The 25129-nt window shown below is 50.2% G+C and carries 18 protein-coding genes, 2 tRNA genes and 2 pseudogenes; 8 read left to right on the top strand and 14 right to left on the bottom strand.

Going from position 1 to position 25129, the window contains the following annotated elements; all coding sequences use genetic code 11:
* Positions 1-88: 88 nt before the first annotated feature.
* From ileS to NZM05_07675, 3 genes and pseudogenes are all read left to right on the top strand, one after another.
* Positions 89-3316: an isoleucine--tRNA ligase gene (ileS, locus tag NZM05_07685; protein MCS7013495.1), complete on the top strand. Its 3228-nt coding sequence runs from the start codon at positions 89-91 to the stop codon at positions 3314-3316.
* 280 nt (positions 3317-3596) lie between these two features.
* A pseudogene (locus tag NZM05_07680) lies at positions 3597-3971 on the top strand (TraR/DksA C4-type zinc finger protein).
* 151 nt (positions 3972-4122) lie between these two features.
* A pseudogene (locus NZM05_07675) lies at positions 4123-4278 on the top strand (twin-arginine translocase TatA/TatE family subunit).
* 196 nt (positions 4279-4474) lie between these two features.
* Here NZM05_07675 and NZM05_07670 read toward each other — a convergent pair.
* From NZM05_07670 to NZM05_07655, 4 genes are all read right to left on the bottom strand, one after another.
* Complete coding sequence (locus NZM05_07670; GenBank protein ID MCS7013494.1) at positions 4475-8260, bottom strand: multifunctional oxoglutarate decarboxylase/oxoglutarate dehydrogenase thiamine pyrophosphate-binding subunit/dihydrolipoyllysine-residue succinyltransferase subunit; 3786 nt, start codon at positions 8258-8260, stop codon at positions 4475-4477.
* Between the two features lie 130 nt (positions 8261-8390).
* Positions 8391-8477: transfer RNA gene (locus NZM05_07665), tRNA-Leu, on the bottom strand.
* A 14-nt stretch (positions 8478-8491) separates the two neighbouring features.
* Positions 8492-8573: transfer RNA gene (locus NZM05_07660), tRNA-Leu, on the bottom strand.
* A gap of 79 nt (positions 8574-8652) precedes the next feature.
* A complete protein-coding gene (locus NZM05_07655) occupies positions 8653-9021 on the bottom strand; it encodes a hypothetical protein (protein ID MCS7013493.1) in 369 nt (122 codons plus the stop codon).
* A 54-nt stretch (positions 9022-9075) separates the two neighbouring features.
* On the opposite strand from NZM05_07655, the gene NZM05_07650 reads away from it, so the two are divergent.
* Positions 9076-9702, top strand: a complete 627-nt coding sequence (locus tag NZM05_07650) for a HupE/UreJ family protein (protein ID MCS7013492.1) — start codon at positions 9076-9078, stop codon at positions 9700-9702.
* On the opposite strand, the gene NZM05_07645 is transcribed toward NZM05_07650, so the two are convergent.
* Positions 9675-10751 carry a bifunctional oligoribonuclease/PAP phosphatase NrnA gene (locus tag NZM05_07645; GenBank protein MCS7013491.1) on the bottom strand — a complete coding sequence of 359 codons (1077 nt, stop codon included), beginning with the start codon at positions 10749-10751 and terminating at the stop codon, positions 9675-9677. The two genes, NZM05_07650 and NZM05_07645, sit on opposite strands and share 28 nt — an antisense overlap.
* A gap of 317 nt (positions 10752-11068) precedes the next feature.
* Between NZM05_07645 and topA the strand changes: the two genes are divergently transcribed.
* Positions 11069-13522 carry a type I DNA topoisomerase gene (gene topA, locus NZM05_07640; GenBank protein ID MCS7013490.1) on the top strand — a complete coding sequence of 818 codons (2454 nt, stop codon included), beginning with the start codon at positions 11069-11071 and terminating at the stop codon, positions 13520-13522.
* Positions 13523-13710: 188 nt separating this feature from the next.
* Entirely contained in the window at positions 13711-14868 is a 1158-nt protein-coding gene (locus NZM05_07635) for an acyl-CoA dehydrogenase family protein (GenBank protein ID MCS7013489.1), read from the top strand.
* Positions 14869-14930: 62 nt separating this feature from the next.
* On the opposite strand, the gene NZM05_07630 is transcribed toward NZM05_07635, so the two are convergent.
* Genes NZM05_07630 through NZM05_07615 form a run of 4 tightly spaced genes read right to left on the bottom strand, consistent with a single transcriptional unit; the run spans position 14931 to position 17746 of the window.
* Entirely contained in the window at positions 14931-15086 is a 156-nt protein-coding gene (locus NZM05_07630; GenBank protein ID MCS7013488.1) for a hypothetical protein, read from the bottom strand.
* A complete protein-coding gene (gene aroB / locus NZM05_07625) occupies positions 15068-16153 on the bottom strand; it encodes a 3-dehydroquinate synthase (protein MCS7013487.1) in 1086 nt (361 codons plus the stop codon). Before aroB ends, NZM05_07630 begins: the two co-directional genes overlap by 19 nt.
* Before the next feature lie 28 nt (positions 16154-16181).
* A complete protein-coding gene (locus tag NZM05_07620; GenBank protein MCS7013486.1) occupies positions 16182-16757 on the bottom strand; it encodes a shikimate kinase in 576 nt (191 codons plus the stop codon).
* A 50-nt stretch (positions 16758-16807) separates the two neighbouring features.
* Positions 16808-17746: a small ribosomal subunit Rsm22 family protein gene (locus NZM05_07615; protein ID MCS7013485.1), complete on the bottom strand. Its 939-nt coding sequence runs from the start codon at positions 17744-17746 to the stop codon at positions 16808-16810.
* Between the two features lie 186 nt (positions 17747-17932).
* Between NZM05_07615 and NZM05_07610 the strand changes: the two genes are divergently transcribed.
* Positions 17933-18652 carry a Rieske 2Fe-2S domain-containing protein gene (locus NZM05_07610; protein ID MCS7013484.1) on the top strand — a complete coding sequence of 240 codons (720 nt, stop codon included), beginning with the start codon at positions 17933-17935 and terminating at the stop codon, positions 18650-18652.
* An 89-nt stretch (positions 18653-18741) separates the two neighbouring features.
* On the opposite strand, the gene NZM05_07605 is transcribed toward NZM05_07610, so the two are convergent.
* The 5 genes from NZM05_07605 to NZM05_07585 form a co-directional block, all read right to left on the bottom strand.
* Positions 18742-19194, bottom strand: a complete 453-nt coding sequence (locus NZM05_07605) for a BrxA/BrxB family bacilliredoxin (protein MCS7013483.1) — start codon at positions 19192-19194, stop codon at positions 18742-18744.
* Between the two features lie 251 nt (positions 19195-19445).
* Positions 19446-19841, bottom strand: coding sequence for a hypothetical protein (locus NZM05_07600; protein MCS7013482.1), 396 nt, complete (start codon positions 19839-19841; stop codon positions 19446-19448).
* 111 nt (positions 19842-19952) lie between these two features.
* On the bottom strand, positions 19953-21206 hold the full coding sequence (locus NZM05_07595; GenBank protein MCS7013481.1) for a DUF1501 domain-containing protein: 1254 nt from the start codon (positions 21204-21206) through the stop codon (positions 19953-19955).
* 26 nt (positions 21207-21232) lie between these two features.
* Positions 21233-23242: a DUF1800 domain-containing protein gene (locus tag NZM05_07590; protein MCS7013480.1), complete on the bottom strand. Its 2010-nt coding sequence runs from the start codon at positions 23240-23242 to the stop codon at positions 21233-21235.
* 111 nt (positions 23243-23353) lie between these two features.
* A complete protein-coding gene (locus tag NZM05_07585; protein ID MCS7013479.1) occupies positions 23354-24034 on the bottom strand; it encodes an ATP-binding cassette domain-containing protein in 681 nt (226 codons plus the stop codon).
* Positions 24035-24483: 449 nt separating this feature from the next.
* Here NZM05_07585 and NZM05_07580 point away from each other — a divergent pair, with 449 nt between their 5' ends.
* On the top strand, positions 24484-24900 hold the full coding sequence (locus NZM05_07580) for a hypothetical protein (protein MCS7013478.1): 417 nt from the start codon (positions 24484-24486) through the stop codon (positions 24898-24900).
* Positions 24901-25129 lie beyond the last annotated feature (229 nt).

Raw genomic sequence — 25129 nt, 5'->3', positions numbered from 1 at the left:
TTCGCTGAACAATCTATATTTGCAAATTTCAAATGCGCAGGGTTGCGCAAGGGCATCGGAAAGTTCAACGAGCGGCAAACAGACGGGCATGCGAAAGTTCAAAGAACTCCCTCCTGACATTACATACAGTGCACTGGAAGCTGAGATTCTCAGTTTCTGGAAAGCCAACCGCATCTTTGAAAAAAGTGTTACCTCTCGCCAGCACGCACCGCAGTTTACATTCTATGAGGGACCGCCAACGGTCAATGGAAAGCCCGGTGTGCATCACGTATTGAGCCGTACAACGAAGGACCTTATCTGCCGATATAAAACACTCAAAGGCTACTGTGTGCCACGCAAAGCAGGCTGGGATACACACGGTTTGCCAGTGGAAATTTCTGTTGAAAAAAAGTTAGGACTCAAAAACAAAGCCGCTGTCGAAGCCTACGGCATTGCTGAGTTTAACCGTGAAGCAAGAAATCTTGTCTATTTCCACATTCAGGATAATAAGGAGGGCTGGGGTCGCCTCACTGACCAAATGGGTTATTGGTGCGACCTTGAAAATCCTTATATCACCTGCGACAATGCCTACATCGAATCAGTCTGGTGGGGTCTAAAGCAGATTTTTGACAAGGGTTTGATTTACAAAGACTACAAAATTGTGCCGCAAGACCCCAAATCTGAAACGGTGCTTAGCTCGCATGAACTGGCACTGGGCTACAAGGAAGTCAAAGACCCCAGCATCTACGTCAAGTTCAAGCGCAAAGGCTGCGACAATGAGTATTTCCTTGCGTGGACAACAACGCCTTGGACACTTATTTCTAATGTCTGCTTAGCCGTTCATCCTGAGGTGGAGTATGTGCGTGTGCGCGTCGGCAACGAAATCTACGTGCTTGCCAAAGCTCGCCTGAGCGTTTTAGGTGAGCCTAGCCCAGAAAACCCGATTGAGATTCTCGAGGCATTTAGAGGGCGCGTTTTAGAATTTGCTGAGTATGAGCAAATCTTGCCGCACCTTAAGGTCAAAGAAAAGGCTTTCTTTGTTACCTTAGGCGATTTTGTCTCCACGGCAGACGGCACAGGCATTGTGCACTGCGCACCTGCTTTTGGCGCCGATGACTATGAGATTTCCAAGAAATACGGGCTGCCGATGTATCAGCCGATTGCGCGTAACGGACACTTTACCGATGAAGTGCCACGCTACGCAGGCAAGTTTTTCAAAGATGCGGATGCTGAAATCATTGCAGAGCTGAAAGCGGCTGGCAGGCTTTTTCGCAAGGAAACTATTACACACAGCTATCCTTTCTCGTGGCGCTACGATGTGCCTGTGATGTATTATGCACGCGAGTCATGGTATATCCGCACCACAGCTGTGGCGCAGCGAATGGTAGAGCTCAATCGCACCATCAATTGGCAACCGCCTGAAATTGGCACAGGTCGCTTTGGCAACTGGCTTGAGGAAAACAAAGACTGGGCACTTTCACGCGAGCGTTTCTGGGGTACGCCCCTACCAATTTGGGTCTCCGAAGATTTCAAAATCGGCGACGACCACACCTCTGGTAACCTTTTCTGCATTGGCTCGATTGCCGAACTCAAAGAAGGATTTATTGACATTGACGGCAAACCCTACAAGCTGGGCGATGCCCTTGCGCAAGGTTTGGTTGAATTAGACCTTCATAAGCCCTTTGTTGACCAAATCTATTTTATTCGCAATGGCAAAAAATTTACGCGCACTCCTGAACTGATTGATGTCTGGTTCGACTCTGGCGCGATGCCTTTTGCACAGTGGCATTACCCCTTTGAGAATCAAGAAGCCTTCGAGCGCGGTTTTCCTGCTGACTATATCTGCGAAGCGGTTGACCAAACACGCGGGTGGTTTTACACCCTGCACGCTATTGCCACGCTGATTTTTGACAAGCCTGCCTTCAAAAACCTTATCGTCAATGGACACATTCTGGACAAAAACAAGCAGAAGATGTCCAAATCCAAAGGCAATGTGGTTGACCCCTTCGTAATCATGAACCGTTATGGGGCGGATTCTTTGCGCTGGTATTTGGTTAATTCAAGTCCAGTGTGGTTGCCTAAGGCTTTTGATGAAGAAGAAATTTTGGAAGAGCAGCGCAAATTTTTCCGCAGCTTCATTGAAAGCTACAAGTTCTTTGCGCTCTACGCTAATGTTGATGGGTTCGAGTATAAGGAGGCTCGCTTACCCGTGCGAGAGCGCACAGAACTTGACCGGTGGATTCTTTCCGTCCTCAATACGCTCATTCAAGGTGTCGACGATGCCTTAGCTAACTATGACCCTACAACGGCAACACGCCTTATTGAGGATTTCACGGTCAATCAACTCTCAAACTGGTATATTCGCCGCTCACGACGCCGATTCTGGAAAGGCGAAATGGGTCTGGACAAACTTGCAGCTTACCAGACGCTCTACGAGTGTCTCATCACAGTGGCAAAATTGGTTTCGCCCTTCTGCCCATTTATCGCCGAAGAGATTTACCGCAACCTTAATACTGTAACAGGCAAAGAGCCTTACGAGTCTGTGCACTTATCATACTTTCCTGAGATTGAACCAGAGGCAATTGATAAGGCACTGGAAGCCAGAATGAAGAAAGCACAAGCGATTTGCTCGCTTGCCTTGTCGTTGCGCAAGAAAGCTGAACTCAAAGTGCGTCAGCCCTTGCGTCGAATGCTTTTGCCTGTGTTGGATAAAGAGACACGGCGTGAAATTGAAACCGTCAAAGACATTATTCTGGAAGAGGTGAATATCAAGTCTATTGAGTTCGTTGATGATGAATCTGGCATCGTGAGCAAAAAAGCAAAGCCAAACTTTAGAACTTTGGGCAAAAAGTTTGGCAAAGAGGTTAATGCTGTGGCGAACCGCATTCGAATGCTCTCAGCGCAGGAAATTACCAAGCTGGAAAGAAGTGGCAGCTTGGAGCTTGAGCTGAACGGTCGCACGGTTTCAATTGTCAAAGAGGATGTCGAAATTCTCACGGAGGATTTGGAAGGCTGGTTGGTTGCCAGCGACGAGACGCTGAAACTGACGGTCGCACTGGACACCGAGCTCACGCAAGAATTAATTTGGGAAGGTTTGGCGCGAGAGCTTGTCAGCCGCGTGCAAGCACTGCGCAAAGAGCGCGGCTTGGACATCACAGATAGAATTATCTTACGCATTGATGCTCCAGAAGCGCTGCGCCACGCCATTGAGCACAACCGCGACTATATCCAGAACGAAACACTGGCTACACGCATTGATTGGACGCTCAATGGAGGTGAGCGCGCAGAAGAGGATATCAATGGCGAACGATGCCGAATTGAGTTGGAAAAACTCTAATGCTCTCAGTTTTATTAACCTCAACTTTGGAGTAGTTATGGCAACAAAGAAAGCGAAAAAAAAGGCTGCAAAGAAAACCAGCAGCTCTTCGCCAAAGACCCGTGCCGCAGCAAAGTCTTCAAAGCTCTCTGGAAGTGGCGCAAAGTCTGCTGCCAAAAAAGCTGCGACCAAACCTACTTCACCCAAATCCACAGCACCTCAAGCTGAAGAACCGAAAAGTGCGACACCTGTTGCTGCAACCACCAGTTCTGCAACGGCTCCCCCACCACCTGAGCAACGGCTTACGAAAACTTACCTTACACCTGAAGAACTCAAGCACTTTGAGCAAATCTTGCTTCAAAAACGTGCTGAGGTGCTACGCGACCTTGAAATTATGCGCAACGCTTACAGCGAAGACAGCAACAATGAGGAAAGTAATTCCAGCTACTCTATGCACATGGCAGACCATGGCACCGAGACCATGGACAGGGAGCAGCACTTTATGTTTATTGCTCGCGATGAACGCTACCTCAGCTACATTGATAAAGCCTTAGAGCGCATCAAGAATGGCACATATGGCATCTGTGCGGTCTCAGGCTTACCGATTCCAAAAGAGCGTCTCGAAGCCGTACCACATACTGCCGTGCGCATTGAGTATAAGAACCGCGGTAAGTGAAGTTTTTGCATACTGGGCAGGCATCAGCCTGTCTGCTTTGTAGGTATAGTGCTGCACTGCTCTATGCCCCTTTCTTGTAACTTGCAAGGCATTGAAAAACCCAGACATTTGTGTAAGTTGGAACACATTTATCAACTTAGACCATAACGATATGTTTGGATTAGGCGGACAGGAACTCTTGCTCATCTTGCTTATTGTGCTCATTTTCTTCGGCGCAAAGAAATTGCCCGAATTAGCAAGAGGGCTAGGTCGCGGCATTCACGAGTTCAAGCGAGCTCAAGCTGGGCTCGAGGAAGAAATTAGCAAGGTCGCAGAGCCTATCAAGGATTCTGATAAAGCACTGGTTGAAAAAATCAGCCAGATGAGCGACGAAGAAAAGGCAAAGCTTGCTGAGCTTCTCAACACAACAAAGAAGTAAGCGCTCTGCTCTGCTTGCGACCAACGCAGATTTAGGGCAGGTTTTTCCCTGCCCTAAATCATTTGCAATTAGCACACCTATCACGTCATTCAGCGAGTGCTTGATGCACAATCGCTGCCTGCTCTTGCTCGTGTTGCTTGATGTAGCCTGTTGCAGGACTAGCTGACGCTGGTCGTCCCACATAACGCAATTTTTGATGAGGCTGAAGCAATTCACTTAGGAGTGGGGCAATGAATGACCAAGCTCCCATATTCTTAGGCTCTTCTTGCACCCAGACCACATCTTGAACTGCCGCATACTTTTCAATTAGGTAGCTGAGTCGCTTTTCTGGGAAGGGATAAAGCTGCTCAATGCGCACGATGGCAATATCACGCTGTTCACGGCGACGCCGCTCCTGCAACAGTTCGTAGTAGATTTTGCCTGTGCAGAAAATCAGGCGACGTGGTGCCTCAATCGGGTCAATTTCATCGAGCACATTGCGAAACTTGCCCTCAAGCAGTTCTGAGGCTTTGGAAATCACCAACGGGTGGCGTAGAAGACTTTTTGGCGTCATCACCACCAGCGGCTTGATATTTCCTGCATACACTTGGCGGCGCAGCAGGTGAAAATACTGTGCAGGCGTCGTGCAGTTTACAACTTGCATATTGACCTCAGCGCAAAGTTGTAGGAAACGCTCTAAGCGTGCGGAAGAGTGCTCTGGTCCCTGTCCCTCATAGCCGTGTGGCAAAAGCAACACTAAACCTGAAGGCTGCCCCCATTTGGACTCTGTGCTAGAAATAAATTGGTCAATGATAATCTGAGCGCCGTTGGCAAAATCACCAAACTGCGCTTCCCAGATGGTGAGTGTGAGCGGGTCCGCTACACTGTAACCAAACTCAAAGCCCATTGCCGCAAATTCGGAAAGTAAGCTATCGTTCACATAGAATGGTGCTTGCGTCGGTGAAATGTGCTTTAAGGGCGTGTATTCCTCTCCCGTTTCCATATCAAAGACGCTTAGATGGCGCTGGCTGAAGGTGCCACGCGTGCTATCCTGTCCGCTTAGGCGAACTGGATAGCCTTCCAGCAGAAGCGTGCCAAAAGCAAGCGCCTCTGCAAAGGCCCAGTCAATTGGAGCTTCGAGTGCGTTTTCGCCCAGCAGTTCCGCACGGCGCGCAAATTGCTGCTCGAGCTTCTTATTCAGGTTGAAGCCCTTCGGCAGCGTGAGCATAGCCCGCACTACGGTCTGCAGACTTTCCAGCGTTGTTCCCGTGTTTGGCGACCTGCCTCGATAGCGCGCCACAATTTCGCGCGGGTCAACTGCCAGCGGTAAATCTGCTTTTGCTTCGGGCTTTGTGTTACGCTCCTGTGAGATAGCCTTTGCATATTCTGACGCTGCATCTAACTCACGCTTAAACTCTTCCATCATCTCTTTTGCTTCCTCGGGCGTCAGCACGCCTTCTCGAATGAGCTGCTGCTCATAGAGTTCTCGCACCGATGGGTGATTGCGGATTTTGCGATACATCACAGGCTGCGTGTAGCCCGGGTCATCACCTTCGTTGTGTCCATGTCGGCGGTAGCAGAGCATATCAATTACCACATCACTGTTGAAGGTCATTCGATAGTCGAGCGCCAGTTTTGCCACAATGAGGCAGGCTTCTGGGTCGTCGCCATTGACATGGAAAATCGGCGCTTGCACCATTTTTGCTACATCCGTCGCATAGAGTGTTGAGCGGGCTTCATTCGGTGTGGTGGTAAAGCCGATTTGGTTATTGATGATGAGGTGAATCGTGCCGCCTGTGGCGTAGCCTTCAAGTTGTGAGAGATTAAGCGTCTCGGTTACCACGCCTTGCCCTGCAAAGGCTGCATCGCCGTGAATGAGGAATGGGATAATCGCATTGCGTTTTTGGTCGCCCATTCGGTCTTGCTTGGCGCGCACAATTCCCTCCACGACGGGATTTACTGCTTCCAGATGGCTCGGGTTTGATGCTACGGAGACTTTAATTTCTTTGCCATTACGACCAATGCGCACCCCCGTTGCACCCAAGTGATACTTCACATCGCCTGAGCCTTGTGTCAGGTAATCAGCTTTCATCGGCAGGGGCTTACCCTCAAACTCGACAAACAGTGTCTCGAATGGCTTGCCGACGATATTGGTGAGCACATTGAGTCGACCGCGGTGCGCCATTCCAATCACCACTTCTTTGACGCCATACACCGCTGCCTCACGAATGATGAAATCGGTAATTGCAATCGCCGACTCGCCGCCCTCAATTGAGAAGCGCTTGTGCCCTAAGTATTTGAGGTGCAGGTATCGCTCAAAGCCCTCAGCACGCACCAAATTTTTGTAGATGGCAATTTTGTCCTCGCGAGAAAATTGCAATTGCTCCGAGCGGTTTTCAATGTGTCGCTGAATCCAGCGTTTCTGTTCCAGCGATTGAATGTTCATATACTCGACGCCGATTTTCTCGCAGTAGGCTTTGCGGACTTTTTCCAGAATTTCGCGCAAAGTCATCACGGGCTTGTCGCCAAAGTTGGTCGTGATGAACTCTCGGTCTAAATCCCAAATTGAGAGGTCGTAGAAGTCAGGCTCAAGTTCGGGGTGATAATGTGGCTTGTATTCAAGCGGGTTGATGTTGGCAATTAGGTGACCACGCACGCGATAGGAGTTGATGAGTTGCATCACGCGCGCCTGCTTGCGCACCGCATCTTCGGTGCTCAGACCCCCTGTGAAACTAAGGTGCGATTTATCAACTGTGTGCCTAAATGGTCGATGCGGAACATTGAGGGCATGGAAAATCTCATCATAGAAACCCTCTTCGCCTAAGAGGAGCTTATGAATGTAAGCCAGAAATTCGCCCGACTCTGCTCCTTGAATAATGCGATGGTCATATGTGCTGGTGAGCGTCATCACCTTGCTGACACCCAGTTGAGAGAGCGTCTGCGGCGACATGCCTTGAAACTCTGCTGGGTAGTCAATTGCGCCTGCGGCTACAATCACACTTTGTCCCTGCATCAGGCGCGGCACGCTCATAGCTGTGCCAATTGTGCCCGGATTGGTCAGTGAGGCTGTAGTGCCTTGAAAATCATCTGGCTCGAGCGCGTTTTTGCGTGCTCGCTCAATCAGCGCATTGTAGGCATTGAAGAACTGCTCAAAATTCAGCTGCTCTGCATACTTGATGTTGGGCACCACCAGTGAGCGTGTGCCATCCTTGCGCACTATGTCAACTGCTAAGCCAAAGTGAATGTGTTTGCGCTCAATGCGATAGGGCCGCCCACCCACCAGCACATATTTCGCATTCATCGCTGGATACCTCTTTAACGCCTGAATGATGGCCCAAGCGATGAAGTGCGTAAATGCTGCTTTGCCACGACCAATGAGCTGCAAGTGTTGGTTCAAAATCAAGCGATTTTCTTCAAGTGCTTTGACAGGCACAGTGCGAACTGATGTAGCGGTCGGCACGCCCAGCGAGCGCTCCATATTTTGGGCAATCAGCGCTGCCGAACCAGACAGTGGTCTTAGGCGGTCTTCTGGGTCTAGGTCTAACTTATCCAGTGAAGCGTAGCTCGGTGCCAGCGGCACTAGCGATGCACTGGAGCTATGGGTCGCACCTATTGGCGCCGCACTGGGACTCGGCGATGTCCCTACACCATTTGCTACTGCAGTGTGTGCACCATTTTCAGAGTGGCTGCTATTGCTGGGTGGCGCAGTTTCGAGTGCGCTTAGATTTAGCGAGCCAGTTTCTAGCGCACGGAAAAACACACGCCAGTTTTCGCTCAGCGATTCAGGCTTTTCCAAGTATTGCGCATACAGCTCTTGCACAAAGGGCGTATTTGTGCCGAAAATGTCCACAAGTCGCTGGTGTAGCGAGTCAGAAATTTCTGAAGCTGTCATAGTCAGTTTGACCGAAGAAAGAATTTTTCACTGCTTTGAAATGCGCCAATCTACACAAATGCGCGCGTATTTTTCAACGAGGAAGGCACTGTGAGAAGTTCTACCTACGCAGGCCTTGACGGGGACTTTGTGCCGAAGGCGAGACTCGAACTCGCACGAAGTTTTAAGCTTCGCCAGATTTTGAGTCTGGTGCGTCTGCCAATTCCGCCACTTCGGCATTGCACTGTGCGGTGCGAGAGGAGGGACTTGAACCCACACGCCTTGCGGCACTGGCTTCTAAGACCAGCGCGTCTGCCAGTTCCGCCACTCTCGCAAGCATATCTTGCAAAGGATTGCCAATATACACGGCACTGCAAAAATCTGCAAGCCAAAATTTCAAATTTGAAACCGTCTCACAGCTTTTTAGCTTGCCACAGCGCCCATCGGTAGCATAGCTCAAACACGCCAAGCGTCCAGAGCACAAATGCCCCTATGCCAACGCCCCATTTTGCTGCATCGGGCAGCCTTAGCAGCCATGGCACAAGTCGGAACCCCACTAAGTAGCCCCAGAATATCCCAAAGGGATAGAGAAAGCTCATCACTAATGCGATGAACAATCCTCCTAATCCCAGCTCACTTGGTATCTTGCGGTTGAAAAGAGTGAGATAAAACTCGGTCAGCCACATTCCTGGGTAGCCCACTGTTAGGAGCACACTGCCCACTGCCACCGCTGCGCTGATCGCAAATACGACCAGCAGCTCTTTTAGGACGTCGCTTATCATCGTCTTTGCGTTTGTTATCTTTTTTGAAAACACCGTTCAACGCATCTGAAAGCTATGACAACCTTCTTTACCTTTCTTCGCTTGGGCTTTGAGCACATCTCCGACCTCAAGGGCTATGACCACATTTTGTTTGTGACGGCGCTTACCGCTATCTATCCCTTGCAAGCGTGGAAACAGCTTGTGTGGCTCGTAACCGCCTTCACATTAGGGCACAGCCTGACGCTGGCTTTGGCGACCTTACGGCTTCTTGAGGTACCCAGTGAGCTTATCGAGTTTCTCATTCCTGTTACGATTGTCTTCACCTGCACGCTGAATATGCTTTCTTCGCGTGAGGAAGTGATAACCTCACGTCTGTGGTGGCGATACAGCGGTGCGGCGTTTTTTGGGCTGATTCATGGGCTTGGCTTTTCGAACTTCCTGCGTCAGATACTCGGCGCTGAGGAAAGTCTCTTTGTGCCGCTTCTTGCCTTCAATATCGGCTTGGAAGTTGGGCAACTTTTTATTGTCGCTGTTGCGCTCACGGTGTCGTTTTTGGTCGTGGACACGCTCAATGTTTCTCGCCGAGAGTGGAACTTGGCACTTTCGGGCATTATTTCAGGCATTGCTCTAACGCTGGTCTTTGAGCGTGCTGAGCCGCTCTTTTCCTTTCTGAGCTATGTGCCAGTGTGGTTCGCAGTGTGAAGTAGGTTGGCACATTGTGCAAGGACTTTCTGAATCGTCTGCCTCAGTGGAAATGGGGCTGTGCACCCTGCAGCATTTTTGTGCCCGCCACCGCCGTAGCTTTTGGCAATTTGGTTGACAGGTAGCTCGCCTCGGGAGCGAAAGCTAATTTTTGTGTTTCCGTCTGGCATCTCAATAAACATTACGGCAATTTTTGTGTCGGGCAATCCCAAGAGATACTCCAGCAATCGCTCTGTGTCAGACAGTCCGACTCCTGTCTCTTGCAGGGTTGCTTGCGTAACGAAAAGGTAGGCTACTGCACCATCTTCCGCCAAATGCAGGTTTGCAATACTTTGGCTAATGAGCTGCAGCGTGCCAATGGTTAGTGTGTTGTAAATGTGGTCATAAATTTCCATCGGGGCGACGCCTGCTTCCAGCAATTCCGCCGTAATTCGATGAATGCGCGCGGTTGTCTTCGGCAGTCTAAACGAGGCGGTGTCGGTCATAATTGCGGTGTAGAGACCGATGGCAGCAGTTTTGTCTAAGAGTGAGCGCTGAAAGTAGTGTTCCATTTCGCGCAGCAGTTCATACATCAGCTCGCCTGTTGCCGCTGCCGAACTGCGACAGATCATCACATCTGCGAACTCTTGCGGCTCGAGGTGATGGTCAATGCAGATGATTTTGACTTTGCCCGCTTGCTGCAGCTCCAACACGTGCGGTTTCATTGCGCGAGTGCGTCCAATGTTGTTGGTGTCGAGCAGGAAAAAGAGGTCAGCGTCCTGCAAGCATTGAATATGCTGCTCATTTTTTTCATCGAAGGTCCAGACCTCTTTCATAAAAGGCAAGAACTGGTAGTTTCTGGGGACAAGCGTGGGGTTGATCAGCGTTACGTTTTTGCCGAGCATGCGCAGCGCAGCGACCAGCGCCACTTCACTGCCCAAGCCATCTCCGTCAGAATTCTCATGCGTGGAGACAACGATTCGCGTCGCCGAATCAATCATTTCAACGACAGACTGCCAAAGCGGCTCTTCAATCAGGATTGTCTCATCGGGCTTGGCTATCTGGCGCATCGAGCCGTCCTTTCTTAGTTTTTTGTATAAGTTGCAAAGTTAAACAAATCTCCCGCCTGTGCAAGGCACTGGTTTTTATTTTCTGCAGCTTGGCATCGTCCGCTCCAGCCAGCTTGCATTGTAATACATCAATCTTTCCCTGCGGAAAGTTGTCTTGTGGGCTGCGAACACTGCTTCTCGGGCTACGCAATCATTTTCAGTGCCACATTTGTTTTTGCAAAGTCAGCAAGTATCTTTGCCCAACTTTTTTGGAACTTATGTTTGTTCTCTTTGTTTGAATTCAAGCGGTTTTGCCGCTTAAACCTTTCAAAGACGATATGGCTGCAAAGAAACGCACCGCTTATCATAATACTTCTGTGTCGGAGCAAGCATCTGCTCCTTTGCAGGCTGACACTGCCTCATCTCAGAATGGTCGCGCTAAAGGCAAGCGCCTTGTGATTGTCGAATCACCTGCAAAGGCAAAGACAATTAACAAGTATCTTGGCAAGGATTTCACTGTGTTTGCATCGGTGGGGCATATCAAAGAATTGCCGCGCAAAGAAATCGGTATCAACTTCGAGCATCACTACGAACCGCGCTACGAAATTATCGCTGGCAAAGAAAAAATCGTGCGCGAAATGAAAAAGCTGGCGAAAGAATCCAGCGAAGTCTTTATTGCCACTGACCCTGACCGAGAAGGCGAAGCGATTGCTTGGCATATCTCTAATGAAATCGAAGATTTGCACAAGCCTATTCACCGCGTGCTATTCAATGAAATTACGCCGAAAGCCGTCCGTGAGGCTATTGAACACCCCAAAGAGATTGACTATAAGCTGGTGCGCTCACAGCAAGCACGCCAAGCGATGGATAAAATCGTGGGCTACAAAGTCAGTCCCTTCCTTTGGGAGACAGTTCTGCGTGGGCTTTCTGCTGGACGCGTTCAATCCGTTGCCTTGCGTTTGGTTTGCGAGCGAGAAGCAGAAATTGAGGCCTTTGAGCCAAAGGAGTACTGGTCCATTGTCGCAGAGTTTCTCACGGAGCGCGGTGAAAAGATTGTCGCCAAGCTTGTCAAAGTCGACGGCAAAGAGCTTGAGATTCCAAATGAAACTGCGGCCAAAGCTCTTGCAGCTGAAATTCAGCAGCGGCTTTATCGGATTCGTGAAATTCGTCGGCGTAAACTCCGGCGCAATCCGCCTGCTCCATTTACCACTTCCCTTCTGCAGCAGGCTGCCTCGAATCAGCTTGGCTTTGGTTCAAAGAAGACGATGCTGCTTGCGCAGCAGCTCTACGAAGGCATTGAGCTTGGCTCAGAAGGCGCTGTGGGGCTGATTACCTATATGCGCACGGACTCCAAGCGCATTAGCAAAGAAGCACAAGCCGAAGCCCGTGAATTCATCACGCAGCAATTTGGTCATGCGTTTGTGCCTGAGTCGCCTGTCGAATACAAAAGCGCTGAATCGGCGCAAGATGCCCACGAGGCTATTCGTCCCACTTCCGTCGACCGCACGCCGAAGGCGGTTGAGAAATTCCTCACGCGCGACCAGTATCGGCTCTATGAGCTGATCTGGAAACGCTTTCTTGCTTCACAGATGTCACCGGCGGAGCTGGAACAAACCAGCGTTGATATCTCTGATTCTGATGAGCGATTTCTCTTTCGCGCTTCTGGCAGCGTCATTCTCTTTGAAGGTTTTCTTCGGCTCTACGGTGATGCCCAAGAACTGGACTACGAAGAGCGCAAATCGACCAAAGAGGATAGCGAGAGCAGTGAGGAAAAAACCATCTTGCCAAAACACATCAAGGAGCAAGATGCGCTCCAGCTAGGCTCCCTCAGAGAGCAGCAACACTTCACTAAGCCACCTGCTCGCTACACTGAAGCCAGTCTGGTCAAGGAACTGGACAACTACGGCATCGGTCGCCCCTCCACCTATGCGACGATTCTTTCCACGCTAGTTGAGCGCAACTATGTTGAAATTCGCGACAGGCGGCTTTACCCAACAGAACTTGGTAAAGATGTAAACAAAATTCTTATCGCCAACTTCCCCGAGCTATTCAATGTGGAATTTACAGCCAAGATGGAGGAGGACTTGGATAAGGTGGCCACAGGCGAAGACAGCTACGAAGGCGTGCTTGACCGCTTCTACATTCCGTTTGAAAAAGCTCTGGAGTTGCGTCAGGCATCCCCCATTTTGCCGCAAAACGACAATGCCGAAACATGCGATGTCTGCGGCGAAGGTAAAATGATTGTCAAGTGGACAAAGTCAGGCAAGTTTTTGGGCTGCTCTCGCTATCCGAAGTGTCGCAATGTGAAACCCATTAGCGTGCAGAAGGCAGCGCCGCTTGAAACAGGTATCAAGTGCCCAAAGTGCGAGACGGGGCGAATGGTCGTGCGGCAAGGCAAGTTTGGTCGCTTCTTAGCTTGCACCAATTATCCTGACTGCGACAGTGTCTTGAATTTGGATAAGTATGGCCGCGTGGAACCTCCTAAGATGCCACCCTTGCAAACTGACGTCTCCTGTCCAAAGTGTGGCGCCCCGATGTATCTGCGCAGTAGCAAGCGTGGCTTGTGGCTTAGTTGCACGCGCTTTCCGAAGTGCCGCGGTCTTCGCTCCCTAAAGGAACTCAGCGAAGCTGAACAAGCGAGGTGGACAGCAGCCTACAAAGACCACGAAGCAAAGTTTCCACCCGTTGAACTCAAAATGCTGGACGGCACACCGCTTGACTTCTCCATGAAGATAGAAGACATCATTGACTCACAAGCTGAACTTGCAAAAGCTTTCGACACAGAATCGTAGCGCCTTTCTAAGGCGTTAGCTTCTTTCTAAGCATGAACTTCCTTTGCTTCCTTTCCTTCAAAAGAGAGGAACTTTCTACTTTTGTCGGAATCGGGAGTGCAGCCGTGACCGCTGCACCCTGCGCTTGGGAGAGTGTATTGCAAACACGTAATTTCACACATCTTCTGGCAACTTAATCTGTAACGACAATGAGATTTGCCTTTTCTGAAGAACAGCTGATGATTCAGCAAACTGCGCGAGATTTTGCGCGCACTGAAATTACCGACGCCATAGCGCGCGATGAGACGTCTGAGTTTCCCTACGAGATTGCAATGAAGTTAGGTGAGTTAGGTTTTCTGGGTATGCTTGCCCCAACGGAATACGATGGCGCTGGAATGGATACGCTCAGCTATGTGCTGGCGATGGAAGAAATTTCCAAAGCGGATGCGTCCGTCGGAGTCATTATGTCGGTCAATAATTCGCTCATCTGTTGGGCACTTAGCGAGTATGGCACGCCTGAGCAAAAGGAAAAGTATCTGCGCCCGCTTGCCAAAGGTCAGAAAGATGGCAAGCTCTACATTGGCGCATTTTGTCTCTCTGAGCCAAATGCTGGCTCGGACGCCACAGCCCAGAGCACAACAGCCGTGCGAGATGGCAACTTCTGGGTGCTCAATGGCACGAAGAACTGGATTACGAATGGCACAACGGCTGAGCTGTATCTTGTATTTGCCATGACAGACAAATCCAAAGGCGCGCACGGTATTTCGGCTTTCCTTGTTGAGCGCAATACACCCGGCTTTGAAATCTTAAAGAAGGAAAAAAAGCTTGGCATCCGCTCCTCCGACACGTGCTCGCTTGGCTTTACGGATTGCCGTATTCCGCTGGAGAACTTGCTCGGCGTTGAAGGCGAAGGTTTCAAGATAGCGATGAAGACGCTGGACGGCGGACGCATTGGCATTGCGGCACAGGCTTTGGGCATTGCAGCTGCCTCGCTGGAGCGCTCTCTCAAATACGCCAAAGAGCGCAAGTCATTCGGTAAATTGCTCATTGAGCATCAAGCGATTCAGATGAAGTTGGCAGATATGGCTACTGAACTTGAAGCCGCCCGAATGCTTACCTACGAAGCCGCTTGGCGCAAAGACCAACACTTGCCCCATTCACAGCACTCTGCGATGGCAAAGCTCTATGCCTCAAAAGTTGCGGTGAAAGCGGCACTGGAAGCGGTTCAGATTCATGGCGGATATGGTTATGTGCAGGAGTATGAAGTTGAACGCTACCTACGCGATGCCAAAATCACAGAGATTTACGAGGGCACTTCCGAAGTGCAGCGCATTGTGATTGCGCGCTCGCTCTTGCGCGCCGCCTAACTTGCGCGCTGCCATAGCTTCCTCTTTTCCCCTTCGGACGACATGAGGACACGGGCAAAGAGTTAGAAGTAAAAGCAACTCTTTGCCCATTTGCCTAACGCTATCAAGATTTGCACAATAATGAGCGTGAGCACGATTCGATAAAACCACCGCCCGAATACCTTAATCACCGGTTCTTTCTTGGGTGACGAGGGTTGATTTACCTTTCCTTCCACCATTGTTTCGCCTCCTTGATGGCACGCTGCAAGATGTGTGATTGCACAGGGCTTTCTGAGAGAAAGGCTTCCCCGATTTGCCGTAGCAATACAAAGCGTAGCACGCCATTTGCTTTTTTCTTGTCGCTCTGCATCGCTTGCTCAATTTCCTTTTCACTGCGCTCAAGAAAATATCGCTCTGCCACGGTGCGCTTGACATTGAAGCGCTTAGCGATTTGAACAATTCGCTTTGCTTCGTTTTCTGCCAGCAGCCCCAACTGCATTGATAATGCCGATGCACAGAGCATTCCAAAGAGCACCGCTTCACCGTGTCGCAAAAATCTGTAGTGCGCCAGCTTTTCCAAAGCGTGCGCGAAAGTATGCCCGAAATTTAGTCTTGCACGCAGTCCAGTGGTTTCTCTAAAATCCAGCTTTACAATACGCTGTTTCATTGCTACGCAGCGCTTGATGGCTTCCACTAAAGGCGGACGCTGTGCCACAATGGCTTCAAACTGCTCCTCCAAAAAGCTGAAGAATGTCCTATCACCGATGAGGGCATACTTTAGCACTTCTGCCAGCCCTGAAAATATCTCGCGCGGTGGGAGCGTGCGCAAAAAAGCTGGGTCAATGAGCGTTGCACTGGCTTCGTAGAAAAATCCAATCAGATTTTTTCCTGCTGGGTGATTAATTGCAACTTTGCCGCCAATGGCTGAGTCAACCATTGCCAAGAGCGTCGTAGGAATATGCACCAGCGGTAAGCCGCGCATGTAGCTGGCTGCGACAAACCCTGCAAGGTCGCCCACGACACCGCCACCCACCGCCACAACCGTGTAGGTTCTATCTACCCCTGCACGCACCCACTCGCCATACAGCCGATTTGCCATGGCCAGAGACTTGCTGCGCTCACTGGCTGGCACCAGCGTTTTGTGCACCACAAAATTTTCCTTGCGCAGCTCTAAACAGAGGGGTGTGCCAAAGTAAGTATCAACATGCTGGTCAATACACAACACCAGCCGCTTGGCACTCTGATGCTTATTGCAAATATCTGCCAAGTCACTGGCTAGACGATGTGAGATAAGCACTTCACTCATTTTTGATTGGCTTACGCCATAGCGCCCTTCACTCCTCTGCAAGGCGTGCTTGCTCTTTCAGATACCGCTCAATCTGACGCGTCAGTAGCTCGACAGTCTTCCCGATTGGATACTGGTCGGTTGAAATGGAGATAACAGAGTGACTTTGGTAGCGGTCTTCCCGATTTAGCAAAAGCTGCTCTACACGCCGACGCAACTCCTCTGGTGAGAGCCGCTCTCCATTTTCAGCTTTCATCAGGGGTCTATCGTCTTTGTTAGCCAGTCGTTTAGTGAGCGTCTCAATTTCGGACTTTAAGTAGATAATCGTGCCAGAATCTTTGACGATGTCAAAGCTCTTGTCATTCTCCAGCGTGCCACCCCCTAACGCCACCACAAGGTTTTCAGCTTGTGCATAGCGCTGCAAAAGCTCATACTCTAACTGCCGAAAGTAAGCCTCTCCTTTTTCTCGAAAAATCTCTACCACTGACTTTTTTTCTTTCTCCACGATGGCTTTGTCAATATCAACAAAGTCGTAGCCTAGCGAGTTAGCCAGAATCGGCCCAATCGTCGATTTTCCTGCCGTGCTAAATCCGGTCAGAAAAATAAGGTTTGGCTTCTTCTGCATACTTTTCACCATTCAGATTGCTCAAAAATGCCTTCTAAAATTTATGCAAATTACTTTGAAATCGCTTGCAATGCCCTAATTTCGCCTTCTGCCACGCTGAGCCTTAGCAGCGTATCCAGTTTCCCTTTCTTAATTTGCCGATAGGCTTCTTTCAACTCTCGTTCCTGCAAACGATACTCTGCTACACCGTCGGCTGAGCACACGAGGAGTAAGGCATACCCCTTGTAGAGCCGCACTCTGCCAATCATGCGAGAAACCCCTGATGCTGGTAGTGAAAGTGAGCGCTTATCCAACACCAGATAAGACAGCGGTAAATCAGATAAGTCAATGCCTAACTTCTGTTTGAACACAGCCCAGCGCTCATCGGTAAAGGCTTCGGCTGGCGGCTTTGCAAAATGATGACACCAATGCACCTTGTTTTTCTCTGCAAGCAAGCCGCACTTGCTTTGATGCGTACAGGGCGCTACGACTTGAAATGCTGCTCGCAAAGATTCCCGCACATCAATCAACTTGCGGCTGGCGCGATAATCTCCTGACTCCACCCAAAGCACCGCAGTCGCCTCACGCAACTTCGTTAGCAGTGCTTGCTGCGCCTCTTCACTTAGCTCCGTGATGATGTGGCTGAGCAATACGGTGCCTTGATATGACTTATGGGCTTCAAACGGTAGAATCGACACATTGGGATATTCTTGGCGGATTTTGTTGGTTGCGACTTCTACTGCAAGTGGGGAACGGTCATACAGCCATAGCTTCGGTTGAGGTATGCTGAAGGTGCGCAACACCACCCGTGCGGCGATACCTGTGCCACACCCCCAATCGAGAAGCGGCGCATCTGGTAACTTCCAGCCCAGCCGCATTAGCTCTGCTAACACATACTGCCACTTCCAAGCTATGCGCTGCGCAAAGGTTTGGTCATACAGCTCCAGCAGACGCCGAGTTGACCAGTAATCTTGCTCACCCGCTCTGCCTTCTAAGAAGCACTCGCGCAACTTGTTTAAATGCTGCCAGTCTTGCGTGTCAATTGCGCCGTTTGACAAGGAATAAGCAGGTTTGAGTTAAATTACCGCTGCAGGAAATATACCGATACTACATTGGTTCGGTATGGATTTTCTAAGTGCTGAAATGGGTTTTTACGCAGCAGGCTTTACTTCATTCCTTTTCTCAAGCGCAACCTGATGAACCGACGTGACTTTTTGACGCACTCTACGGCACTTGCATTTAGTATGGCTCTATGCGGTTGCCCTAGCCCCACCACCAGCTTAGATACGCTTCCTCCTGCTGCACCTGCGGCGATTGCGGTAAAAGGGTCACTTTTTGCAATTACTGTGTCGTGGCCGGCGGTTACCACCAATCGCGATGGCACACCGTTGATGGACTTGGCAGGATACAGGCTCTACCGTAGCGCTGCCCCAGCTCGCGGCTTTGAGCCGATTGCTCATCTGAATGCCTCGCAAACCATGTGGCAAGATAGAACGGTGCGTGCCGGCGACATCTGGTATTACAAAGTAACAGCGCTTGACCATAATGGCAACGAATCTGACTTTTCGCCAGAAAGCTCGCCTGCTCTCCTTTCTATTCGCGTGTCTCGCTCTATTCTACCACAAACTGGTGAAGCACTGTTTCTTAACTACGACGGCCAAGTTGCACAGCCGACGGACTTTCGCTCTGACCTAAGTATCACCCGCTTCGGTGAATCATTCATTGTGCTTTCTCGCTTCTGCACACACGCTGGCTGCAGCAATATGGTGTTTCAAGAGGGTATTTGGACCTGCCGCTGCCATGGCTCACAGTTTACGCAGCAAGGCAGGGTGATCGCGCCCCCTGCACAGAGCGACCTTAGAGCTTTTGAGTTTAGCAAAGACGACAATGGAGATCTGATTGTCGCACTTTGCTAAGCTCTCTATGTCGGGACTGAGACAGGAGGCTACGATGTTGCCGATTCGCTCGCATTTAGTTTCCCCCACTGGGGGGTTGCGCCTTCTCTTCAGACAGCTGCAGCTTCGTTTCTTTTCGTGCAGTATTTGTTGTAGATGTTTTTCAGCTCCATTGCAATCATTTCGGCTGAGCGCGCTTCAATCTGATGCCGATGAATGATGCCCATAAACTGCCCATCTTTCAGGAAAGCGATGGAAGGCGATGATGGTGGTTGGTTGGTAAAGAACTTGCGTGCTTCTTCGGTGGCTTCCTTATCTTGCCCCGCAAAGACAGTGAAGAGGTTATCGGGGACAATCTCGTTCTGCAGCGACATCACAAAGCCCGGACGTGCCTTGCCTGCTGCACACCCACAGACTGAATTGACGAAGACCACCGAGACTCCCTTTGCCGTTGTCAGAGCCGCTCGCACTTCTTCGGCCGTGCGCAGTTCTCTCACACCTGCCCGCGTTAGCTCATCACGCATTGCTTGAATCATTTGCTCGCGTTCAAGAATGCTGAACATTTTTTCCTCCTGATTTTGCGTTTTTGTTCTGAATTTTCACTTTCAATCACAAAAATACGCAAAACCGTTCTCAGGCAGGCTTTTTGCAAAATAAAAACGCCTCAGAGACTTGAAAGCCGACATAACAAGCCTCGAGGCGCCGTAGCAGAAAGAACAACACCTATGACAATGAGAAGACACTGGTGCAAACATAAAATTTCCGTCTGAATTTTTTACCTATCCAAACAAATTTGATGATTTCTTAAAACTGCTTACCCACTGCGCCGCTGGCGCCATTCTTCGCGCATTTTCTCGCGCCGCTCCTCTTTCATTTTTGCATATGTGGCTTTTTGTTCTTCGGTTAGCACTGCTTGCACACGCTCATCCATTGTCTGAATCCTCTCTCGCATTCGTCCTAATGCCATGCGGCGGTCACCTGCGCTTTCTTCTCTGTCTTTTCGCATTGCTTCTCGGGTTTCTTCCAAAATTGCTTTGATTTTTGCCTCTTGCTCAGGCGAGAGATTTAAGCGCGTGCGCAATTCTTCAAGTGTAGGAAGGAGTGGGAGCAACGGCCTTTCACTGCCGCGCTCTTGTGCTTTTGCTTCTATTCCGACGCTCAGGGCTATGCAGGCTGCCAGCCATAGCGATTTCCAAGTTAAGTGTTTCATTGTCTTTCGGTTTAGGTGGTTGTTTAAGTTCTCTTTCCTAATTGCCGTCAGTCAGCGCGCAGTGCTGCTTGATGCACCTTACTGCACGATATTTTACCGTTGTCGCCTCATTTAGCTTTTCATCAGCGGTATTCGCTTGCCTGTCCAAGTTGGAAAAATCTTTGTGTCGTCCTTTATGCCGAACACCGTGCCTGCTACTTCGGCAAAAACAGAGCGAAAGTCTGTGGTAACGGGCAAGTCGCGCCCATCTTCTAAGTTTTCAGGTGCAAGTGTTGGCACTGTGCCGTGCACTTTTCCGCCATCGGCTAAGGCTGAGAGCACAAATAGGCAGGAAGCGCGTCCGTGGTCTGTGCCGCCAGAGCCATTTTCGGCGAGCGTTCTCCCAAACTCCGTCATGGTGAGCAGCGTGATACGGTCTTGATAGCGCCGAAGGTCTGTCCAGAATGCTGCAATAGACTGTGACAGGTCGCGTGCTTGTTGGGCGAAGCGTCCTCGCACTGTGCCTTGCTGCGTGTGCGTATCCCAACCTGTTGATTCAGCAAATGCAATTTCTACGCCAACATCGGCTTTAATCAGCTGTGCGATTTGCTCTAAGCTCTTGCCGAGCGGCGTGCGTGGATAGATGGCTCCAAATTCTGGTCGATATGACCTTATATCCAGCTTTTGCAGGATTTGCATCGCCTCAAAGCTCTCCTTGCCAGTGCTGCGCAGAAGTGGCTGAGAAGTTTGCTCGTAGAGTGCCTCAAAGCCGACTTCTGCTGCTGCAGCCACTTCTTTTGCGCTGGGCAAGTTTAAGCCAAACTCAGCAAGGCTTGGAATTGCCAGTGCAGGTGCCGCACCATAAAGCGCGCGTGGCAGTATTCGGGTAAGCGCTACTGCTCGAAATGGTGTGGTTTCTTTGCTTAATTCTCTGGCAAGCCGATTCAGCCAACCATCAGGTGTGCCTTTTCTTTCAGGCGTGCCAGATTCCATATAATCTTGCTGGTCAAAATGTGAGCGAGTAGGATTGGGCGAGCCGACACCGTGCACAATTGCTAACTGCCGCTCCTTGAAAAAAGGCAAGAGCGGTTGAAATGCTGGATGCAGTCCGAAGCGCCCGTCCAAATCCAGCAGTGCATCACTGCTCTTGTCGGGCAGTGCCAGTGCCAGATGCGGTCGCAGTTGCTGCACATAGCTATCCGTGTAGGGTGTCACGGCCATCACGCCATCCATTCCGCCGCGCTGGAAAATAGTCACCAGCACCCTGCGCGGCATACTGCTTGAGACAGCTGCTACAGCTCGCTTCAAAAAAAGCGGGGTGCTATCCCACCCAATTGATAGCAAGGCAAGTCCTGTCGTTTTTAGAAATGCCCTTCGTGTCAGCATATCCCTCAAGTTTGCTGTTCCCCAAACTACCGCCGTTGAAATTCAGGCGAGCCTAAGATGAGCCCCACTACTTTTGCTACTGCACTGGCTGTTGGACGGTTTTCGCCGCTTTCCGCTGGTGCGATCTGGCTCTCATCGGTTTCCTCACTTATCCAGTCCTGAACTACGGTTTCATCGCGCCACTTCATACCGTTTCGCTCAAAGCGCGGCATGGGCATATTAGGCACTACCTTGGAGAGTTGTTCCGCAAAGTCGGGCTGCTGCAAAAGTGGTAGAAGCCGCCGAATCGTCTCACTATGGTCGCGTTCTGGCAGAAGCCGTGCAGCGTAAGCCCGCAGTGCGTCCTCCAGCGATTCTGGCTCATGGTAGCCATTGAGTGCTAAGAGGTCGAATGAGATGCCCTGAATTCTGCCTAACGCTAATTGCAAGCCAAAATTCATTCGATTTAGCAGTGCCCCTGCATTGACCCATGCGGCTGCACTGTCGGGGTAGCCTGTTGGGGCTTGGCAGGCATAAAGAGGTTGTCCTTGCCGTTCAATCCACCGTGCAAGGTCGCGTGTGTGTTCGACTTCTGCGCCGATTGCGCGCAAAGCACTGACCGTCAGCTCAAAGGGGGATTTGATTTTTGCACGGCGCGCTTCTTTGCTCCAAAACTCTGGTGATTCAGCCATCGTGCGCACCATTGCCCGTATATCACCATCAGTTTCAAGAAAAGCCTTTGTCAGTTTCTCAATGAGCGACTTGGGCGGCGAGTCTGAAACGAACCGCCTTGCCAGCTTAGTTGAGATAAAGCGAGCAGTTGAGGGATGCGACGCCAGTATATCAAGCACTCTTTCGCCTTCTTCTTTGCCACCACCTGCTGGGAAGACTGTGCCTAAAATCACTTTTTCGCCCGCATCGTGCATATCAGGTCGGAAAAGGAAGTCACCTTCTTCGAGGAAACCCAGTGCTTTTGCTTGCTCAATACGCGTGTGAAACGGTTCAGCACGCTTACCTCGTGGCGCAACTGTCCAGCCCGTAAAAGCACGCGCCACTTCCACCACGTCTTTTTGCGTGTACCCTCCTTCCACACCAAGCGTGTGGAGTTCCATCAGCTCTCGTGCATAGTTTTCATTGATGCCACGTTTTGGGAAGCGTCTCTGCACAGCATCTGGCAGCTTGTCTTGCATGGCTTTCATTTCTGCTTTTCGTTCTACCATCGCTCGTTGCCGCCGATGTGCAAAGAGTGGGCTTTGCCGCATCTGTTGTGAAAGTGTCGTGGACGCGCCTTCTGCAGCAGTTGACTGCGCGTTATCCAAGTAGAGCAGCATAGCAGGGTGTTTAGCCGTCGCGCCTAAGAGTGTGCGAAACTTTCCTAAGGCATTGGGTCGAATCGCATCACGCTCGTAGCTCAGCACAAATGCCCTTGCTCTGTTATCTGTGATGGACACATTGAAGTGATTGAACCAAAAGTCTGTGAGCACTTCCTCGAGCTGATTTTCGCTGTAGACGGCGCGCAGAATCTTTTGCGTGCGCAATATGTCCAAGAGTTCTCGCTGCGGGCGCACGCCCTCTTTGCGATACAGCCCTAATATCTTTCGGCGCAGCTCAGCTCGATTTGCCGTATCCCTTTGAGAAATCAAGCCTTCACGGTAAGCTTGGGCAAGGAGCAGCCCCGGGTTAGGATAAGTGTTCAGAATCTCAGCATTGCTCATTGCGAGCGCAGGAAATTGGGCTAATTTTTCGTCTAACTTTGTGCTTTTCTGCCTTGCCTCTAATTGCTGCTCCAACCACTTTTCCACGCCCATTTGTACGACTGCATCGACTTCACCTGGGCGTGCACCAAATGCAAAGCGATCTAAGAGATGGGCAGCCGCTTCTCGGTCTGAAAGCCCAGCTTCTCGGTATGGCAGTTTTAGAGTCGTGCGGTAATACGGCGAAACGCTCAGTGCACCAGACGAACTGCGTTCAGATACCGTCGGCAGCGCAGTGCAGCATAGCGTAACGGCACTGAGCACAAGCAGTGCCAACCTGCTTATTACTTTTTTAGTGTGCATCGACTCTCACGAATTTGTTCACTATCAGCGCTATTGACACGCTTGCTTTCTGCGCGGTTTAATTCTCAGCAGAGAATTCGGGGCAGTTCCACAGGCGAGGTTGTTCTCAGTTTATTTCGGCGCTGCCTTCGGAAAAGTATGGATTTCCTCAATTTTGCCGTCTTTGACAAACAGCGTTCTGGCTGGCAGTTTTTCAGCGATGTGATAGTCATGCGTTACGACAATGGTTGTAATTCCTTTGAAGCTAATGCGCCGAAGAAGTTGCATAATTTCCAGCGAGACTTCGGGGTCTAAATTGCCAGTCGGCTCATCGGCTAAGAGCACAAATGGTTCGCGCACGATGGCGCGCGCAATGGCGACGCGCTGCTGCTCGCCACCCGACAGATTTTGGGGCATTTCATGACGCTTCTGACTCAGTCCGACTTCTGCCAGTGCATCACTGACCTTCTTTGGAATCTCTTTTGGTCGAACACCTGTTACTTCCAGCACGAAGGCTACGTTTTCATATACCGTACGGTCTTCTAGCAACCGAAATTCCTGAAACACAATCCCCAAGTTGCGCCTCAGAAAAGGAATCTCTCGCTTGCGAATGGTGCGCGAGGAAAACTCACCGACTTTGACTTCGCCGCTGCTTGGGAAAATATCCATATAGAGCAAGCGTAGCAGTGAACTTTTGCCTGCGCCGCTAGGCCCTAAGATGTAAAGAAACTCCCCACGCCCTACATCCAGCGACAGACGCTCAAAAATTTGCTTGCCTGCTAGTTGCAGCGACACCTCTCGCAGTGAAATCATACCTCTTAAATTGCATCAAGTTAGGCCTGTTTTCTCTATTGCCTGCTTTGCTCACGCTTTGGTCCCACCTCTGCTCGACTTTTGGAAATTTCTCCTTCTTGACTACATTTGTGTTGAGAACCTACTCAGGAGCACTGCCGCAACTTCTTCGTTCTCCAGTGTCCTGCGCTTTTGGCTCTCCTCTTTGAAAAGCTGGCGTGCTTCAATTTACATAACTTAAAACCTGCATTGCTATGGCCGCATACTTCTCTTTCACCCTTGCAAGTGCAAGCCTCTATGTGGCACACCGTGTTCTCAGCGTTTTTAGGCGCTCCATCACCTGATACTGCTTAACTCTGTCGCTTGCACCGCAAAACCTCTCTCAACGCTCAGGACGGACGCACTGCCACTTAACGCTTATACCGTAAAACACTGCTTCTGCAACTCTAAACAATGATGGAGAAACCACTATGAAAACCGCCACTATCGCTCTCTTTGTTGCCTTCGCCCTTTTTGCATTTAGCACCCCTTCCGTTGCACAAGTCTACAAGCTAAAATCAACGGGCTTTTCCTATAAGGTTAAAAATGGGGACACTTGGAGTCGATGGAGCGATTGGGAAGACTCTGGTCTCCTAATCACAATTGACCTTGACAAAGCCAGAATCACCATCTTCTCGAAGGATACGCAAGTGTATAACATTGCGCGTAACGAAGGTACCAGCCACGACAGTGATGGTGATGAGACCTTGTCACTATACTGTGTTGACAAAAAAGGCTTGAATTGTCGAGTTCGCCTTGTTCAATTGCATTCTCAAGGCGGTCGCCTTCAACTGTATGTCGACTACAACGATATTATGTGGGGCTACAATGTCGTCTCGTTAGATTAGCGCCACCCATTGTGCCCCTCTTTCACACTCGAAGAGGGGCACTTTTTACTTTACCACACTTTTTTCACCTCTTCAAGCAACTAGCAGCATAGGCTTTTACCTCGCGCTTGGCTTGTGTCGTGTCAGTCCTTCTTTTTTGCTCACACTGCTAAGAAGGCTCAACACTTTGAGCAGCGCACTTGCTTTTTTCAAAGCCTGTGGTTAAAATTCAGAGATGTTTTGCCAAGCC

This window comes from Chloroherpetonaceae bacterium (assembly GCA_025056565.1).
Taxonomy (GTDB): Bacteria; Bacteroidota; Chlorobiia; order Chlorobiales; family Thermochlorobacteraceae; genus Thermochlorobacter.
Note: the sequence above shows the minus strand (reverse complement) of the source record. Positions and strands in the feature narration are given on the sequence as shown.